The organism is Azospirillum brasilense (genome assembly GCF_003349955.1).
Taxonomy (GTDB): domain Bacteria; phylum Pseudomonadota; class Alphaproteobacteria; order Azospirillales; family Azospirillaceae; genus Azospirillum; species Azospirillum brasilense_B.
In genome coordinates, this window is sequence record NZ_QLKQ01000171.1 from 1 (window position 1) to 1,474 (window position 1,474).

At 69.4% G+C, this 1,474-nt stretch carries 1 protein-coding gene; it reads left to right on the top strand.

Annotation, left to right across the window (positions count from 1 at the left end):
- The first annotated feature begins 270 nt into the window (after nucleotides 1–270).
- Nucleotides 271–1,440, top strand: coding sequence for an IS110 family transposase (locus tag DXK32_RS31895; protein WP_162801453.1), 1,170 nt, complete (start codon nucleotides 271–273; stop codon nucleotides 1,438–1,440).
- Nucleotides 1,441–1,474 lie beyond the last annotated feature (34 nt).

Genomic DNA, 1,474 nt, shown 5'->3' on the forward strand with positions numbered 1-1,474 from the left:
CTCCGCTTGTATGACTTCCACTCATCGGGCGACCTCCTGGTAGGATGGTTGGCCTGATGGCCGGGAGAGGGTCGCCGCGTTCCGCTCGAAGCATTGTCTTCGTGCATGAGATTGGCGCCCTCGCCCGGTGCTTTTTGCCCGGACGGTATCCGGCGGTGTCGCACCGCAGGGGCGGCTGACCGCCCCGATCGGGGCGGTCAGCCGCGCATGGACAAGCATGGGCACGAGCACCGGCTCCGAGGCTCCCGGCCGAACCGCGAGGGGAGTGCCATGCAGTTCGTCGGCATCGACATCGCGTCGGAAACCCACGTCTTCGCCATCCTCGGCGCGGACGGCACGGTCCTGGTCAAACCCAAGCCGATCGCCGAAGACGCCACCGGGCACGGCGCGTTGCTGGCCGCACTGGCGCCACCGGGCGAGGCCCTGGTGGTCATGGAGGCGACCGGGCATTACTGGAAGAACCTGTTCGCCGTGCTGGCGGCCAAGGGCTATGAGGTCGCCCTGATCAACCCGCTGCGCACCCACCGCTTCCAGGGCGAAAGCCTGGAGCGCACCAAGACCGACGCCATCGATGCGCTCGGCCTTGCCCGCTTCGGCCGTGAGAAGCGGCCCACCGCCACCCGGCTCGGCAGCCAGGCCGGCGAGGATCTGCGCGAACTGGTCCGCCACCGCGACCGCCTGCGCCGCGACTTCGACGACCGCGTCCGCCAACTCCATCGGCTGGTCGATCTCGGCTTCCCCGAATTCCGCCGCTACGTCCGCACCCTCGACAGCATGCTGGCCACCACCATCCTGGCCGAATACCCCACCGCCGAGGCCGTGGCCAAAGTCACCCCCCGCCGCCTCGCCAAGCTGCGCTACGACGGCCGCCATGCTGTCGGGAGCGAGCTGGCCGACCAGCTCATCGCCGCGGCCAAGCGTTCGGTCGGTCAGCACCACGGCCCCGCCTACCGCGTCCAGGTCCGCGACATCTGCCAGGATCTCGACCTGTGGCGCCGCCGCTTGGCCGAGCGTGACGATGACATCGCCCGCCTGCTCGATGAGCACGAGGTCGGCACGCTGCTGACCTCCATCGACGGCATCGGCCCCGGCACCGCCGCCCGCCTCATCGCCGAACTCGGCGACCCGGCCCGCTTCGACAGCCCCGCCGCCCTGGCCGCCTATGTCGGCGTGATCCCGGCGCTGCGGCAGTCCGGCAAGCGCCGCCCCACCCGCGCCGGCATCACCAGCATCGGCAACGCCCGCCTGCGCACCGCCTTGTGGATGCCAACCCTCACCGCCGTCCGACGCAACCCTTGGCTCAAAGCCTTCTACGACCGCCTGCGCGCGCAGGGAAAGCCGCCCAAACTTGCCCTCGTCGCCGCCATGCGAAAGCTCCTCGTCGCCGTCTACGCCGTTGCCAAGGCTCGAAAACCCTTCGAGCAAAAGCTTGCCGCCTGAAAAAATCGCTTGCTCAGCGTGACGGTATCTCATG

Coding starts and splice junctions, on each gene's coding strand:
- DXK32_RS31895 (WP_162801453.1), top strand. CDS start 271: ATGCAGTTCGTCGGCATCGACATCGCGTCGGAAACCCACGTCTTCGCC.